Origin of the sequence: Blautia sp. NSJ-140 (assembly GCF_022868965.1) — a bacterium.
Classification (GTDB): domain Bacteria; phylum Bacillota; class Clostridia; order Lachnospirales; family Lachnospiraceae; genus Blautia_A.
On record NZ_JALIFS010000005.1, the window covers coordinates 131136 to 145709 of the forward strand.

Below are 14574 nucleotides of genomic sequence, written 5' to 3' on the forward strand. Positions count from 1 at the left end.
GGAGGCTATAAACATGGCTAGAACAAAGAAAGCTGCAACCAAGACAATCGTAAAAACGGCTTCAGTAAGCGAGACTCCTGCAAAATCTGTAGTAACCGCATCCGAAGAGAAAGCCGTTAAGGCTGAGACACCGAAGACAGACGATGCAAAAGCATCTGTAGAGACAAAAGTAGCTGAGAAGACAGCAGAGGTAAAACCTGTTGCTGAGAAACCAGTAGAAGAAAAAGCAGCAGAAGTAAAATCTGATGAAGAGAAAACAACAGCTGTAAAATCAGAAGAACCGGCTAAGAAAACAACTGCCAGGAAGACAACAACACGAAAAACTACTGCAGTTAAGAAAACAACAACCAGGACGGCTGCTAAGACAACAGCGACTAAAACAACACGAAAAACAGCAGCTAAGAAAGCTGAGCCAGTAACAGAAGTATATGTTCAGTACTGGGGCAAGGAGATACATACTTCAGAGGTTGCTGACAGGATCAAAAAGATCTGGACAGAGGACATGGGCAAAAAAGCCTCTGAACTGAAAGATCTCAAAATCTACATTAAACCGGAAGATAATGGTGCACATTATGTGATCAACGGAGATGTTACAGGATTTATCGGACTGTAAAAAGAGTCTCTGATAAAAAGTATATAAAAGAGTATGTAAGATGGCCTGCTATAGAGAAAATCTGTAGCAGGCTATTTCTTTTGTGTATTTGACCAAATGAGAATAGCATGATGACTGCAAAACTGTTTTCGGAGCATCAGCAGATGTAATCGGAAAGTACAGGAATTGCTGTAAATAAATATAGGATTTTAAGATTTTTGGATCTTATTATTTGTATAATGTGTGGATATGTTTATGAAATAAGATCTCTTTTTATATAAAATTAAAAGATGTTGTCTGGCAGTTTTTCAGTTCTGTCAGACAGCATCTTTTTTTGCATGAGCTTAGATCAACTCAGCATAGCAATAAAACTACCTGCGCGCACAGATTTAGTACTGCTGTCCGCCCTGGGAGTTGCCGGACATCTGCCGCTCCTGCGCCTCGATCATTTTTTTGACCATATATCCGCCTACGGATCCGTTCTGTTTGGAAGTCAGGTTTCCGTTGTATCCGTCTGTAAGCGGAACACCCAGCTCGTTTGCTACCTCATATTTGAAACGGTCAAGTGCGCCCTTTGCTTCCGGTACAACTGCTTTGTTAGAAGAAGTGTTACTTGGCATAATTCATTTCCTCCTTGGTTGTTGTTTGTTTTGATGTTACATTGCTAGTATATGAAATCCGTAAAATAATACACTGGCAGTTAAAGGAAATCAAAAATATAAAAAACAGAATGTATGGTTGCTTTTTTACAGGAACAGAAGTTATAATAATTTCTGCACAACATATAATATCTGTCAGACAAAAATAAGGGGGTCCCGTGAAAAAGAAACGTTATCCTACATACAAACGAAAATATAAACGAAAAAAACAGCCCATGCGAAAAATACTCACAGCTATTATTCTGTGTGTTATCCTTGCAGTATGTAATGGATGGATGCCGCCGCGGAGCCTGAAAGAGGTAAAAGATCAAAGCCGGATCTTCGGACAGGTATTTCTTACATATATAGAAGAAAATGCACAGATCCTCTGGGAAGATGTTTCGGAATCCGCTTCCGATGCAGTGGCAGGTTTGCTGAAACAATCCCAGGCGAAGCAAGGAGAGCAGACAGAATCTGTTTCTCTGGATCAGATTCCGGAATACAGCGACAGTCCATATGTGGAGATCAATGGAAATGTACCATCTTTTTCTGATGAAAAAAGCGCAGGACCTGCATACGAATTTTACAGTGAACTGGATTCTCTGGGACGCTGCGGTTATGCAGAATCCAAGATCACACCGGAGCTGATGCCTGATGAAGAGCGAGGAGCGATCGGAATGGTAAAGCCTACAGGATGGCATACTGTAAAATATGAAAATGTAGATGGCAGGTATCTGTATAATCGTTGCCATCTTATCGGGTATCAGCTGACTGGTGAGAATGCAAACAAGAAAAATCTTATCACAGGAACCCGATATCTCAATGTAACCGGAATGCTTCCTTTTGAAAATGAAGTTGCAGATTATGTGCACAGTACAGGAAATCCCTGTATGTATCGTGTGACTCCGTTTTTTAAGGGAGATGAACTGGTAGCCCGAGGTGTGGAAATGGAAGCCGAATCCGTTAAAGACCAGAAGATATCTTTCCATGTTTTCGTTTATAACATACAGCCGGGAATTGAAATTGATTATACTACAGGAAACAGCTGGGAAGAATAGGGTATATGAAGCAAAGTCGGAGAAAATAGTTACTGTTCACTCCGTTCTCAGCAACAGAAAATATTAATTTTCCATGAATTTATACGAATTAAATTGCACTTTTTTGGGCGTTATGCTAGAATCAGTTACAGAGTTATATGATTTTACCTATATAAAAGGGGAGAAAAGGGATGTAACCCAAGGGCAGAATGGAGAGGTGAATTATGAATTTAGGAATTATTGCGCATAACAGTAAGAAAGTTCTGATTGAAGACTTCTGTATTGCATACAAGAATATCCTTGCCAAACATGAAGTATATGCAACCGGAACAACAGGAAGAAGAATTGAGGAAGCAACCAGTCTTCACGTTCACAAGTTTCTTGCCGGAAGTATAGGCGGAGACAAGCAGTTTATGGAGATGGTAGAACGTCAGGATCTGGATATGGTGATCCTGTTTTATAACCCTGTCATGATGGACCCGGCAGAGCCGGATATCATGAGCATTGTCAAACGCTGCGACCAGTACAATATTCCGGTTGCTACAAATATTGCCACTGCGGAACTTCTGATCCTTGGACTGGCCCGCGGTGATCTGGATTGGAGATTAAATCTGAAATGAGAGTCATAGCAGGAAAAGCACGTAGATTAAACTTAAAAACCATTCCCGGAAATGAGACACGACCAACAACAGACCGTATTAAGGAAACTCTTTTTAACATTCTCCAGCCTGAAATACCTGGTTGTCGTTTTCTGGATCTGTTTTCCGGAAGCGGAGCGATCGGTATTGAAGCTCTGAGCCGTGGAGCCGAGTATGCTGTATTTGTTGAAAAAAATCCCAAAGCATGTACCTGTATCCGCGAAAATCTTTCATTTACAAAACTCACGGATGGTGGTAAACTGCTGAACATGGATGTGCTTCAGGCACTGCGTTCACTGGAAGGCGGAGAACCATTTGACTGTATTTTTATGGATGCACCATACGAACAGCATCTGGAACAACCAGTCCTTGAGTATCTGGCTGACAGCACTCTTGCAGATGAAAACACGCTGATCGTTGTGGAGGAAGATCTGCATACGGATTTTTCTTATGTAGAGGACCTTGGATATCGTCTGGTACGTTCCAAGGAATATAAAACCAACAAGCATGTTTTCCTAAAAAAATGAAAGAGAGATAGACATATGATAACAGCAGTATACCCGGGAAGCTTTGACCCGGCAACCTATGGCCATCTTGACATCATTAAGCGGGCAAGCATTTCATTTGACCGGGTTATAGTGGGAGTTTTGCATAATTCTGCAAAAAGTCCGTTGTTTTCTGTAGAAGAACGTGTTAAGATACTAACAAAGACGACAAAAGATATCCCGAATGTGGAGGTGAAAGCATTCGAGGGCCTGTCAGTGAACTTTGCCAGGGAGAATCATGCCCAGGTGATCGTTCGAGGGCTTCGTGCTGTCACGGATTTTGAATATGAACTGCAGATGGCCCAGACTAATCGTGTTCTGGCACCGGATGTGGACACCGTTTTTCTTACAACCAGTCTGGAATATGCATACTTAAGCTCCACGATCATGAAAGAAGTTGCTAATTTCGGAGGAAATCTGAGCAAATTCGCTCCACGTGAGATTACGGATGCAGTCGAAGAGAAATTGAAAAAAAGAGAAACAGAGAAATAAGGAGAGTGTATTATGAGCAGCAGAATTGAACAGATTATTCAGGAGATTGAAGAGTATGTGGACAGCTGTAAATTCCAGCCTCTTTCCACTACCAAGATCGTAGTGAACAAAGAAGAGATTGAGGAGTATTTACGTGAACTTCGTCTGAAAACTCCGGATGAGATCAAACGTTATCAGAAGATCATCAGCAATAAGGATGCGATCCTTGAGGATGCTCAGGCTAAAGCTGACAGTCTGATCGCAGATGCTCAGGCCAAAGCTCAGGAACTGGTTACACAGCATGAGATCATGCAGAAAGCATATGCACAGGCAAATGAGACCATAAATGCCGCAAACAAGCAGGCTCAGGAGATTCTTGATTCTGCAACACAGGATGCAAACAGCATTCGTCTCAGTGCGATCACATACACGGATGATATGATGGCTAATATCGGTTCTGTCCTGAACCAGACACTTGAAGATGCCGGTGGTAAATATAAAGCATTTATTGATGCTCTGCAGAGCTGCCTTGAGGTTGTTAATCATAATCGTCAGGAGCTTGCACCACAGACTGCTCAGGCAGCGGCAATCTCCAATACCTTCCAGGATGATGACAGTTCTTCTGTAACAAAAGAAGACGAAGATCTGTTAGACGATATCGGAGAAAACTAGGATCAGGAATATCACACTGGCGTTCAGACATTTTGAAATAGCGTAGGGGATCAGTGACAAACTGTTTTCCAATACGCTTTTTGTCTGAGCCATGACACAAAAGCCACCAAAAGAAGTCAGGATCATAGAAGCAAGGTATCTGCTTTTCCATGGCAGTGGTGCGTCGGCAATCTGTTCCAACCCGGTAGTTAGTTCCAGTGGTGCTGTGAGCAGCATACAGCTTTGTGCATGAAATGGCCAGTAAAATCTGATACAGGCGAGTATCAGTGAGAAGATGAGAATATAGCCCCCGAGACGTGTGATGGTTTCAAATCCGTCCATGATCGAGACATCCAGGATGGCTCCTGTGGAGTCCTGTTGGTATGTCTCTTTTTTTATCTTGTTTACGCAGACAGAGTCCACGGTATGCCCGCGATATACAACGAAACGGAAAAACAGCATACAAAAGAGATCTGCCGCCAGAAAAGTGAGGATCATCTGTACTGCTGATATCTTATTTTTCAAGAGTATGCCGGAAAGATAGGAAATGATAAATGCGGGACTTGCATTGCAGCTAAACGTAAGAAGATATTCCCCTTCTCTGCGGGAAATCTGCTGGTTTATGTACAGATCATGTGCCAGTTTAGCTCCCATAGGATATCCGCATAACAGACCCAGGATCAGAACATAGGCTCCAGCAGGTGAAAGCCCGAAAAACGTTTTCCAGAAGAAAGCAGATGGTTTCAGAAGCTTCCGGATATTTCCGGTTTTCAATAATGCTCCTGTCAGGATCAGAAATGGCAATAGAGTGGGAATCATGATATTCAACCACAATCCAAGGCCATTTTTTACTCCAGTAAGAGCTTCTTTTGGATGAAAAAGCAGAAAAAGCAACAGGCAGATATAGAAAAATATGATTATTTTTCGTTTCATAAAAACAGGTCCTTGCTTTTTTTACAGTATATGATTATTATAAAAGACAAATGAATTTATGAAGCAGAAGGAGGCAGAATTTATGCCAGTATTAGAAAATTGTGAACCAAAGAGAGTTTTTCATTATTTTGAAGAAATCTGCAAGATTCCTCATGGTTCCAGAAATACAAAACAGATCAGTGACTTCCTTGTGGAATTTGCGAAGGATCATGGATTCAGATACGTACAGGACGAGCTGAATAATGTAGTGATCTACAAGCCAGGCACACCAGGATATGAGAATTCTCCCACAGTGATCATCCAGGGCCACATGGATATGGTATGTGAAAAACGACCAGACGTAGATCATGATTTTACAAAAGATGGTTTGAACATCTCTGTAAAAGATGGTTATATCACAGCCAACGGAACAACTCTTGGCGGTGATGATGGTATTGCAGTTGCTTATGGCCTTGCCCTTCTTGACAGTACAGATATTCCACACCCTCCTCTTGAAGTGCTGCTCACTGTTGATGAGGAGATCGGTCTTCTTGGTGCAGTTGGTCTTGACTGCAGCGTGCTGAAAGGAAGAAGATTTATCAATCTGGATTCTGAAGCGGAGGGAAGTCTCTGGATCAGCTGTGCCGGCGGTCTTTCCGGTATCAGCCATATCCCTGTCCAGCGTGTAGAAGGAGAAGGAGAAAAGGTACAGGTCAAAGTCTGTGGACTTATGGGCGGACATTCCGGTGCCGAGATTGACAAGAACAGAGCGAATGCCAATAAACTTATGGGACGGTTTCTTTACGGACTTAAGAAAAAAGCGGAATATGCCCTTATTTCTCTTACAGGCGGACAGAAAGACAATGCCATTACAAGAGAGTGCACCGCAGAATTTCTTACGGATTCCGTTGCTGAGGTAAAAGCTTACGCAAAAGAGCTCCAGGAGCAGCTCCGTGAAGAATATACTGGTTCTGACGAAAACATTACTTTTGAAATAACAGAAAAGGGTACTGCAACAGCAGAGGTTCTTCATCCTACAAGTCAGGAAAAGATCGTATTTTATCTGCAGAATGTACCATTCGGAATCCAAAAAATGAGCGGAACCATCAAAGGCCTGGTGGAAACCTCCAGCAATATCGGTATCCTCCGTCTGGATAGGGACGAGCTTTTTGCAAGTTCCAGTGTAAGAAGCTCTGTAGACGCTGCATGCAGTGCATTATCTGATAAGATTAAATATCTTACAGAATTTCTTGGTGGTGACTATGAAGTACAGGGTGCATACCCGGCATGGGAGTACAGAAAGGAATCTCCATTACGAGATAAAATGGTTGCAGTTTTTGAGGAAATGTATGGCCATAAGCCTGAAGTCGTTGCGATCCACGCAGGCCTTGAATGTGGGCTTTTCTATAAAAAAATGGAAGGACTGGACTGTGTATCCCTTGGACCGGATATGAAGGATATCCATACATCCGAGGAGGTTCTCAGCATTGCTTCCACAGAAAGAGTATGGAACTATCTTGTACAGGTTCTCAAAAATCTGAAAGACTGATCCAGTTCGGAGTATGTTCGAACTTTTACCCTGGAGAAATGAAAGGTTTCTCCAGGGTATTTTTATGCCCTGATAAAAAATATTCATAAAATACAGAATTTTACATATATATAGATTTGTGGATGCATCACACAAAAAGGAAAATAATTCTATAATTTTTTAATAAAAAATTGATAAACAATCCCTTTTTTTTCAAAACATATGTTATAATAAAAAATGTATGCCGCTGTCACCAAAACAAAAAAGAGACTGACGGCAGATGATAAGGAGCGAGCAACATGGAAATACAGTTATGGCGAAGTATTTTGTGCCCTTACGAGCTGGCTGTCAAAGAACTGACAGTCAAGTTTAAACATATGATAGAAGAGTATCACGAAAATGATCGTTATTCTCCCATTGAACAAGTCAGTGGAAGAGTAAAAAGCGTTTCCAGTATCCTGGAGAAAATGCAGCGCAAAGATATTCCGATCGAACAGCTGGAAACAGAAATGGAAGATCTGGCAGGAGTACGGATCATTTGTCAGTTTGAAGAAGATATCGATACCGTTGCTGCGATCATCCGAAAAAGAACAGATATGGAAGTCAAAAGTGAAAAGAACTATCTGACGCATATCAAGCAGAGCGGTTACCGGAGCTATCACATGATCCTTTATTATACAGTGGAGACTATTAACGGGCCGAAACGGCTTCAGGTAGAAATACAGATCCGTACCATGGCAATGAATTTCTGGGCAACGATCGAACATTCCCTTCAGTATAAATACAAAGGTGATATGCCTCCTCATGTAGCAGAACGTCTTAGTAAAGCATCCGATGCGATCATTTCGCTGGATCATGAAATGTCTTCTGTGCGCAACGAGATCATGGATGCTCAGAATTCATCGCAGATGCAGTCCAATCTTGTAAAGGATATTCTGAATAATATTGAAAATCTCTACCGTGTTTCCAGTGAACGGGAAGTCAGCAAAATACAGGATGAGTTCCTGCGGGTATTCAAAACCAAGGATCTGCGTCAGCTGGAACGCTTCCACAGGCAGCTGGATATCATTGCGGAGGGTTATCGTGCCCAGGCAGTCCATCACAGCATATGAACACAGAGCAGACAGTACTAATACACTTACATACGAGGAATTATAAATGCAGGATTTTTTACCAGTTACAAGAGAAGATATGAAGTCAAGAGGCTGGGATGAATTGGATTTTGTCTACGTGACAGGAGATGCCTATGTGGATCATCCGTCTTTTGGATCTGCGATCATTGGACGTCTTCTGGAAAGCAGAGGATATCGTGTAGGCATGATCCCTCAGCCTGACTGGCGAAAGAAGGAGAGCATCCAGGTGTTCGGGGAACCGCGCCTGGGTTTTCTCGTTACAGCAGGAAACATGGATTCCATGGTGAATCATTATACGGTTTCCAGAAAGCACCGAAGCACAGATGCCTATTCTCCGGGAGGAAAAATGGGATTAAGACCGGACAGGGCTTCTGTTGTATACAGCAATCTGATCCGGCAGACCTATAAACATACGCCTGTCATTCTTGGCGGGATCGAAGCCAGTCTTCGAAGAATGGCACATTACGATTATTGGGAAAATAAGGTCAAGCACAGTATTCTGATCGATTCCGGTGCGGATCTGATCTCTTATGGAATGGGGGAACATTCCATCCTTGAGATCGCAGAAGCCCTGCAAAGCGGGATTCCGGTCCAGGAGATCACATATGTGGCAGGGACGGTTTTTAAAAGCCACGATATCAGCAGGGTTTACGATCCGGTGGTCCTTCCGTCATTTGAACAGGTACAGACCGATAAAAAAGCTTATGCGGACAGCTTTGCCATTCAGTACCGAAATACAGATCCATTTACAGCAAAGCCTCTGGCAGAGTCTTATGGGAACCGTGGATATGTGATACAGAATCCACCATCTCAGCCACTGACGCAGATGGAAATGGACGATGTTTACGATCTGCCTTATACAGGACGATATCATCCCATGTATCAGAAAGAGGGCGGGATTCCGGCACTGAAAGAGATCAAATTCAGTCTGACCAGCAACAGAGGATGCTTTGGAAGCTGTAATTTCTGTGCGCTGACCTTTCATCAGGGCCGTATCCTTCAGACGAGAAGTCACGATTCCATTCTGAAAGAAGCTGAAAAGATGACAGAGGATCCGGATTTTAAAGGTTATATCCATGATGTAGGAGGCCCCACGGCTGATTTCCGTTATCCTTCCTGCAAAAAGCAGCTGACAAAAGGAGTCTGCAAGGAGCGGCAGTGCCTGTTTCCTTCTCCGTGTAAGAATCTGACGGTAGACCACAAGGATTATCTTCAGCTTCTCAGAAAAGTCAGGAATATCCCCAAAGTCAAAAAAGTTTTTGTCCGTTCCGGCATTCGGTTTGATTATCTGATGGCAGACCCGGATAAAACTTTTCTTAATGAACTTGTGAAATATCACGTCAGCGGTCAGCTGCGAGTAGCACCGGAGCATGTTTCCGATGAAGTCCTGAAGTTTATGGGCAAGCCCAGGCACGAGGTTTATGAGGGCTTTCTGAAGGAATATGAAAAAGCAAATGCGCGGACTGGTAAACAGCAATATGCCGTTCCGTATTTCATGTCGTCCCATCCCGGGTGTACAATGAAGGAAGCCGTGAAACTTGCGGAATACGTCCGTGATCTCGGATTTACACCGGAGCAGGTTCAGGATTTTTATCCAACGCCATCAACACTTTCTACCTGTATGTATTACACAGGAATCCATCCGCTGACAGGCGAAAAGGTATATGTGCCAAAAAATCCACATGAAAAAGCAATACAGCGAGCACTGATGCAGTATAAAAATCCGGAAAATCGCGAACTTGTCCTGGAAGGACTTAAGATGACCGGACGTACGGATCTGGTCGGCTTTGGACCGAAATGTCTGATCCGCCCCAGAGAGCTTCATAAAAAGGCCAAAAAAACACAGACAAGGAGTTCGGCACATGAAAGATACCAGAAAAAGAAAAACAAAAAAAGGTGATTTCGGTTATTTTAACAGCGAAAAAAAACGAAGACTCCTGATCACCGCAGGATTATTTTCGCTTCCACTGCTCATTTTCTTTGTGGCGTGGGCCGTCAACGGAACAAGAATGACAGTCTGGACGGTTCTGACCGTAGTAGGCTGTCTGCCAGGCTGTAAATCCATGGTAAGCCTGATCATGATCCTGTTACGTCATCCTATGGATGAAAAGATCTATAAAGAGATCTGCGAACATGCAGGAGATCTGGTCATGTCCTATGAAATGTACATGACTTTTTATGAGAAAAGCGGTTACCTGGACGCTGTTGCCGTGTGCGGAAATACAGTAGTAGGTTATACCAGTGATCCAAAAGCAGATATCACCTACCTTGCAGAACAGTCACAGAAAATCATCCGTAAAAACGGATATAAAGTGGATGTAAAGATCCTGAAGGACCTGAAGCCCTATCTGGAACGTCTGGATTCCATGAATGAGCACAAAGAATCTCTGAGAAACGGGATTAAATTCACACCGGATGAACGATACCCGGATCTTTCCAGAGAAGAACTGATCAAACATACGATCCTGGCAATCTGTCTGTAGGAGCATTATATAATGAAAGAATTTATCATTAACGAAAACGAGGCCGGACAGCGTTTTGACAAATATCTGGCCAAGCTTCTCCGTGAAGCTCCAAAGAGCTTTTTCTACAAAATGATGAGGAAAAAAAATATCACGCTCAATGGAAAAAAAGCCACCGGGAATGAAAAGCTGTTTTCAGGAGATCATGTAAAACTGTTTTTAAGTGATGAAACATTTGAAAAATTCAGCGGAAATGATTCTGCTCCACGGGCACATTATGCTCTGGATATCATTTACGAGGATGAAAATATCCTGTTGATCGACAAACCGGCAGGAATGCTTTCTCAGCCTGCTGATGACGGAACCCCTTCACTGGTAGAATATCTGACCGGCTATCTTCTGAAAAATGGCTCTCTTACAGAGAATGATCTGAGAACCTTTCGTCCTTCCGTATGCAACCGCCTTGACCGCAATACCAGCGGACTTATAGCGGCAGGCAAAAGCCTTTCCGGTCTGCAGGAACTTTCAGGGATGTTCAAGTCCAGGGAACTTCATAAATATTACCTCTGTCTTGTGGAGGGAGTTTTAAAAGAAGAAAGATATATCAAAGGTTATCTGGCAAAAGATAAAAAAAGCAACAAAGTAACCATCTATAAACAAGAGAAAGAAAATGCCCTGCCAGTGGAAACAAAGTATTATCCGTTGGGTACCAATGGAACCCGTACCCTTCTTAAGGTTGAACTGATCACAGGACGTGCCCATCAGATTCGTGCCCACCTTGCTTCGGAGGGACATTCGATTGTTGGTGATCCCAAATATGGAAAAGCCGATAAAAAACTGAAAGGACAGCTGCTTCATTCTTTTCGAATGGAGTTTCCATCTATGAAAGGAAGCCTGTCATATTTATCCGGGAAGGTCTTTACGGCACCGCTTCCGGAAATCTTTCTCAGAACACTAAAAGAGGAAAAGTTGGAGGAGAGTTATTATGAAAATCTGGAATGAAATATGGGATTACGTCAAGATGATCATCATCGTGGTAGTTGTAGTCCTGGTTATCAACAATGTAGTACTGATCAATGCAAAGATCCCGTCAGAATCTATGGAAAATACCATTATGACCGGGGATCGTATCTTTGGCTATCGTCTGGCCTATGGTCTGAATATGGATGTATTTGGCCACGAGATCTCAAAAAAATGGAAAGATCCGGAACGCTTTGACATTGTGATCTTCAAATATCCGGATGATGAGTCCCAACTGTTCATCAAACGTATCATCGGTCTTCCAGGAGATAAAGTAGAGATTAAAGATGGTAAAGTTTATATCAATGATTCAGAGACACCTCTGGATGATTCCTTTGTGCCGGAAACTCCTCTTGGAAGCTTCGGACCATACGAAGTACCGGAAAACTGTTACTTTATGATGGGAGACAACCGTAACAATTCCAAGGATTCCCGATACTGGCAGAATACATATGTACAGTTTGATCAGATCGTCGGAAAAGCGGAGATCCGTTATTTCCCATCCATCAAACTTCTAAATTAAAGGACAGACTTTATGGCAACATGGAACAGCAGAGGACTTCGTGGTTCTACTCTGGAGGAACTTATCAATCGTACCAATGAGCAGTACAGGGAAAAGGGACTGGCCCTCATCCAGAAAATTCCGACCCCTATCACTCCGGTTAAAATGGATAAAACCTCCCGGCATATCACGCTGGCATATTTTGAACAGAAAAGTACCGTAGATTATATCGGAGCAGTACAGGGAATCCCTGTCTGCTTCGATGCAAAAGAATGCTGTGTAAAAACTTTTCCCCTTGCGAACATTCATCCTCATCAGGTAGCATTTATGGATGAGTTTGAAAAGCAGAAGGGGATTGCTTTTTTTCTGATCTATTTCAGCGCAGATAATGTTTTTTATTATCTTACCCTTCGTAAGCTGAAGGAATTCTGGAAAAGGATGGAAGACGGCGGACGAAAAAGTTTTCGTCGGGAAGAGCTGGACCAGGAATTTTATCTTTCCGGAAAAAATGGATTTCTGGTTCCTTATCTGGAAGGAATCCAGAAAGATCTGCAATTACGGGATTGACTTTTGGAAAGGTTTCCTATATAATCAAATTTAAGTTTTTCTGTGGTAGCATGGTAGCGAATTAAAGTGAAGCGCAGGAAATCTCAAAACGTGTTACGGAGGAAATAAACATGCAGCGTATTTTTCATACACCTGAAGGTGTGCGGGACATTTATGGAGAGGAATGCAGCCGCAAAAAACGGCTCCAGAAGGAGCTCCACCAGGTGTTTTCAAGATATGGATATGAAGATATAGAAACACCGGGATTTGAGTATTTTGAAGTGTTCAGCAATGAAGTAGGAACGATTCCATCCAAGGACTTATATAAATTTTTTGACAGAGAGGGAAACACACTTGTTCTCAGACCTGACTTTACACCGTCTGTTTCCAGAGCATGTGCAACTTATTTTGATCCGGAAAAGGGACCTGTAAGACTTTGTTATACCGGAAATACATTTATCAACAATTCCAGTTACAGAGGTCAGATGAAAGAAAATACTCAGATGGGTGTTGAACATATGGGAGATGATTCTGCAGCAGCAGATGCTGAAATTCTTGCTATGACCGTGGAGTGTCTGAAGGCAGCAGGACTTACCGAATTCCAGGTTAGCGTAGGCCAGGTAGATTATTATAAATCCCTGCTTGCAGAGGCAGATCTGGGGCCAGAGATAGAAGAGCATCTTCGTGAGCTGATCTCTCAGAAGAATTATTTTGGTGTGGAAGAACTTCTTAAGGGACAGAATTTAGGCGATAACCTTTCCAAGGCTTTTGCTGAACTGCCTCAGATGTTCGGTTCAGCAGAAGTGCTGGAAAAAGCAAAAAAACTCACCTCCAATCCGGAGGCACTTTCTGCAGTAAAACGACTGGAAGAAATTTATGAGATCCTGAAAGTATACGGCTGTGAGAAATACATTGCTTTTGATTTTGGAATGCTCAGTAAGTTCCGTTATTATACAGGGATCATTTTCCAGGCCTATACATATGGAACCGGTGAACCTCTGATCAAAGGCGGACGATACAACGAATTGATGAAACATTTCGGAAAACCGGCTTCTTCCATTGGATTTGCCATTGTGGTCGATAACCTGATGCTCGCGCTTTCCAGACAGAAACTGACTGTTCCGGCCGGTGATAAGACCATTGTGATCACCTATGATCCGGAAAATCTGAAAAAAGCGATCCAGGAAGCAATGGAGCTTCGAAACGAAGGTAAAAAAGTGGCATTGTGCCCGACAAAGGAGGAGCAGGACTGATGAGATATCTTACATTTGCCCTCACAAAAGGGCGTCTGGCCAGCAAAACACTGGATATGTTTGAGAAGATCGGTATTACATGTGAGGAGATGCGTGACAAAGATTCCCGAAAGCTGATCTTTACCAACGAGGAACTGAAGCTGAAGTTTTTCCTTGCAAAAGGTCCGGATGTGCCGACTTATGTAGAGTATGGTGCAGCAGATATCGGTATCGTAGGTAAGGATACCATTCTGGAAGAAGGAAGAAAGCTATATGAGGTTATGGATCTTGGATTTGGAGCATGTCGCATGTGCGTATGCGGCCCTGAAAGCGCCAGGGAAGTTCTGAATAACAATCAGCTGATCCGTGTAGCTACAAAATATCCAAATATTGCAAAGGATTACTTCTATAACAAAAAGCATCAGACTGTGGAAATCATTAAGCTGAACGGTTCCATTGAGCTTGCACCGATCGTAGGACTTTCCGAGGTTATCGTGGATATCGTGGAAACCGGAAGCACCCTTCGTGAGAATGGCCTGAAGGTGCTGGAAGAAGTCTGCCCGCTGTCTGCACGTATGGTAGTCAATCAGGTCAGCATGAAAATGGAAGATGAACGGATCCGCAAACTGATCACGGAACTTCGAGGTGTGATCAAATAAACTGAGCA

The 14574-nt window shown here is 42.8% G+C and carries 16 protein-coding genes and 1 pseudogene; 15 read left to right on the forward strand and 2 right to left on the reverse strand.

Features of this window, described 5'->3' with window-relative positions; all coding sequences use genetic code 11:
- Nucleotides 1–13 precede the first annotated feature (13 nt).
- Entirely contained in the window at nt 14–613 is a 600-nt protein-coding gene (locus tag MUB50_RS07810) for a DUF6465 family protein (protein ID WP_182433943.1), read from the forward strand.
- Between the two features lie 368 nt (nt 614–981).
- Here MUB50_RS07810 and MUB50_RS07815 read toward each other — a convergent pair whose 3' ends face one another.
- Nucleotides 982–1212 carry an alpha/beta-type small acid-soluble spore protein gene (locus tag MUB50_RS07815; protein ID WP_015524906.1) on the reverse strand — a complete coding sequence of 77 codons (231 nt, stop codon included), beginning with the start codon at nt 1210–1212 and terminating at the stop codon, nt 982–984.
- Between the two features lie 440 nt (nt 1213–1652).
- Here MUB50_RS07815 and MUB50_RS07820 point away from each other — a divergent pair.
- The 5 genes and pseudogenes from MUB50_RS07820 to MUB50_RS07840 all read left to right on the forward strand — a co-directional run.
- A pseudogene (locus MUB50_RS07820) lies at nt 1653–2282 on the forward strand (DNA/RNA non-specific endonuclease); the annotation flags it as partial.
- 209 nt (nt 2283–2491) lie between these two features.
- Nucleotides 2492–2887, forward strand: coding sequence for a methylglyoxal synthase (locus tag MUB50_RS07825; protein WP_021976563.1), 396 nt, complete (start codon nt 2492–2494; stop codon nt 2885–2887).
- Complete coding sequence (gene rsmD / locus MUB50_RS07830; protein ID WP_118513518.1) at nt 2884–3432, forward strand: 16S rRNA (guanine(966)-N(2))-methyltransferase RsmD; 549 nt, start codon at nt 2884–2886, stop codon at nt 3430–3432. The genes MUB50_RS07825 and rsmD overlap by 4 nt, the downstream gene beginning before the upstream one ends.
- A 15-nt stretch (nt 3433–3447) precedes the next feature.
- Nucleotides 3448–3942 carry a pantetheine-phosphate adenylyltransferase gene (gene coaD, locus MUB50_RS07835; RefSeq protein WP_244790783.1) on the forward strand — a complete coding sequence of 165 codons (495 nt, stop codon included), beginning with the start codon at nt 3448–3450 and terminating at the stop codon, nt 3940–3942.
- Nucleotides 3943–3954: 12 nt separating this feature from the next.
- Complete coding sequence (locus MUB50_RS07840) at nt 3955–4593, forward strand: ATPase (protein WP_114002511.1); 639 nt, start codon at nt 3955–3957, stop codon at nt 4591–4593.
- Here the strand turns inward: MUB50_RS07840 and MUB50_RS07845 are convergent.
- The gene (locus tag MUB50_RS07845; RefSeq protein ID WP_244790785.1) at nt 4570–5505 is read right to left on the reverse strand and encodes a hypothetical protein; all 936 of its coding nucleotides are present in this window, start codon (nt 5503–5505) and stop codon (nt 4570–4572) included. The two genes, MUB50_RS07840 and MUB50_RS07845, sit on opposite strands and share 24 nt — an antisense overlap.
- Before the next feature lie 82 nt (nt 5506–5587).
- Here MUB50_RS07845 and MUB50_RS07850 point away from each other — a divergent pair, with 82 nt between their 5' ends.
- From MUB50_RS07850 to hisG, 9 genes are all read left to right on the forward strand, one after another.
- Nucleotides 5588–7033, forward strand: a complete 1446-nt coding sequence (locus tag MUB50_RS07850; RefSeq protein ID WP_244790787.1) for an aminoacyl-histidine dipeptidase — start codon at nt 5588–5590, stop codon at nt 7031–7033.
- A 278-nt stretch (nt 7034–7311) separates the two neighbouring features.
- Nucleotides 7312–8124, forward strand: coding sequence for a GTP pyrophosphokinase (locus MUB50_RS07855; protein WP_118513526.1), 813 nt, complete (start codon nt 7312–7314; stop codon nt 8122–8124).
- A 46-nt stretch (nt 8125–8170) separates the two neighbouring features.
- Nucleotides 8171–10045 (forward strand): YgiQ family radical SAM protein, encoded by a 1875-nt coding sequence (locus tag MUB50_RS07860; protein ID WP_244790788.1) that lies wholly within the window; start codon nt 8171–8173, stop codon nt 10043–10045.
- The gene (locus MUB50_RS07865) at nt 10008–10628 is read left to right on the forward strand and encodes a hypothetical protein (RefSeq protein WP_118513530.1); all 621 of its coding nucleotides are present in this window, start codon (nt 10008–10010) and stop codon (nt 10626–10628) included. The genes MUB50_RS07860 and MUB50_RS07865 overlap by 38 nt, the downstream gene beginning before the upstream one ends.
- 12 nt (nt 10629–10640) lie before the next feature.
- On the forward strand, nt 10641–11609 hold the full coding sequence (locus MUB50_RS07870) for an RluA family pseudouridine synthase (protein WP_244790791.1): 969 nt from the start codon (nt 10641–10643) through the stop codon (nt 11607–11609).
- Nucleotides 11593–12150 (forward strand): signal peptidase I, encoded by a 558-nt coding sequence (gene lepB, locus MUB50_RS07875; protein WP_118623957.1) that lies wholly within the window; start codon nt 11593–11595, stop codon nt 12148–12150. The genes MUB50_RS07870 and lepB overlap by 17 nt, the downstream gene beginning before the upstream one ends.
- A gap of 12 nt (nt 12151–12162) precedes the next feature.
- Nucleotides 12163–12696 carry a Holliday junction resolvase RecU gene (locus MUB50_RS07880; RefSeq protein ID WP_118513536.1) on the forward strand — a complete coding sequence of 178 codons (534 nt, stop codon included), beginning with the start codon at nt 12163–12165 and terminating at the stop codon, nt 12694–12696.
- Between the two features lie 110 nt (nt 12697–12806).
- Nucleotides 12807–13928, forward strand: coding sequence for an ATP phosphoribosyltransferase regulatory subunit (gene hisZ, locus MUB50_RS07885; protein WP_118513538.1), 1122 nt, complete (start codon nt 12807–12809; stop codon nt 13926–13928).
- The gene (gene hisG, locus MUB50_RS07890; protein ID WP_015524921.1) at nt 13928–14566 is read left to right on the forward strand and encodes an ATP phosphoribosyltransferase; all 639 of its coding nucleotides are present in this window, start codon (nt 13928–13930) and stop codon (nt 14564–14566) included. Before hisZ ends, hisG begins: the two co-directional genes overlap by 1 nt.
- The last annotated feature ends 8 nt before the right edge of the window (nt 14567–14574 follow it).

Excerpts from the sequence above, each read along its gene's own strand:
- MUB50_RS07810 (WP_182433943.1), top strand. The coding sequence starts at position 14 with ATGGCTAGAACAAAGAAAGCTGCAACCAAGACAATCGTAAAAACGGCT.
- MUB50_RS07815 (WP_015524906.1), bottom strand. The coding sequence starts at position 1,212 with ATGCCAAGTAACACTTCTTCTAACAAAGCAGTTGTACCGGAAGCAAAG.
- MUB50_RS07825 (WP_021976563.1), top strand. The coding sequence starts at position 2,492 with ATGAATTTAGGAATTATTGCGCATAACAGTAAGAAAGTTCTGATTGAA.
- rsmD (WP_118513518.1), top strand. The coding sequence starts at position 2,884 with ATGAGAGTCATAGCAGGAAAAGCACGTAGATTAAACTTAAAAACCATT.
- coaD (WP_244790783.1), top strand. The coding sequence starts at position 3,448 with ATGATAACAGCAGTATACCCGGGAAGCTTTGACCCGGCAACCTATGGC.
- MUB50_RS07840 (WP_114002511.1), top strand. The coding sequence starts at position 3,955 with ATGAGCAGCAGAATTGAACAGATTATTCAGGAGATTGAAGAGTATGTG.
- MUB50_RS07845 (WP_244790785.1), bottom strand. The coding sequence starts at position 5,505 with ATGAAACGAAAAATAATCATATTTTTCTATATCTGCCTGTTGCTTTTT.
- MUB50_RS07850 (WP_244790787.1), top strand. The coding sequence starts at position 5,588 with ATGCCAGTATTAGAAAATTGTGAACCAAAGAGAGTTTTTCATTATTTT.
- MUB50_RS07855 (WP_118513526.1), top strand. The coding sequence starts at position 7,312 with ATGGAAATACAGTTATGGCGAAGTATTTTGTGCCCTTACGAGCTGGCT.
- MUB50_RS07860 (WP_244790788.1), top strand. The coding sequence starts at position 8,171 with ATGCAGGATTTTTTACCAGTTACAAGAGAAGATATGAAGTCAAGAGGC.
- MUB50_RS07865 (WP_118513530.1), top strand. The coding sequence starts at position 10,008 with ATGAAAGATACCAGAAAAAGAAAAACAAAAAAAGGTGATTTCGGTTAT.
- MUB50_RS07870 (WP_244790791.1), top strand. The coding sequence starts at position 10,641 with ATGAAAGAATTTATCATTAACGAAAACGAGGCCGGACAGCGTTTTGAC.
- lepB (WP_118623957.1), top strand. The coding sequence starts at position 11,593 with ATGAAAATCTGGAATGAAATATGGGATTACGTCAAGATGATCATCATC.
- MUB50_RS07880 (WP_118513536.1), top strand. The coding sequence starts at position 12,163 with ATGGCAACATGGAACAGCAGAGGACTTCGTGGTTCTACTCTGGAGGAA.
- hisZ (WP_118513538.1), top strand. The coding sequence starts at position 12,807 with ATGCAGCGTATTTTTCATACACCTGAAGGTGTGCGGGACATTTATGGA.
- hisG (WP_015524921.1), top strand. The coding sequence starts at position 13,928 with ATGAGATATCTTACATTTGCCCTCACAAAAGGGCGTCTGGCCAGCAAA.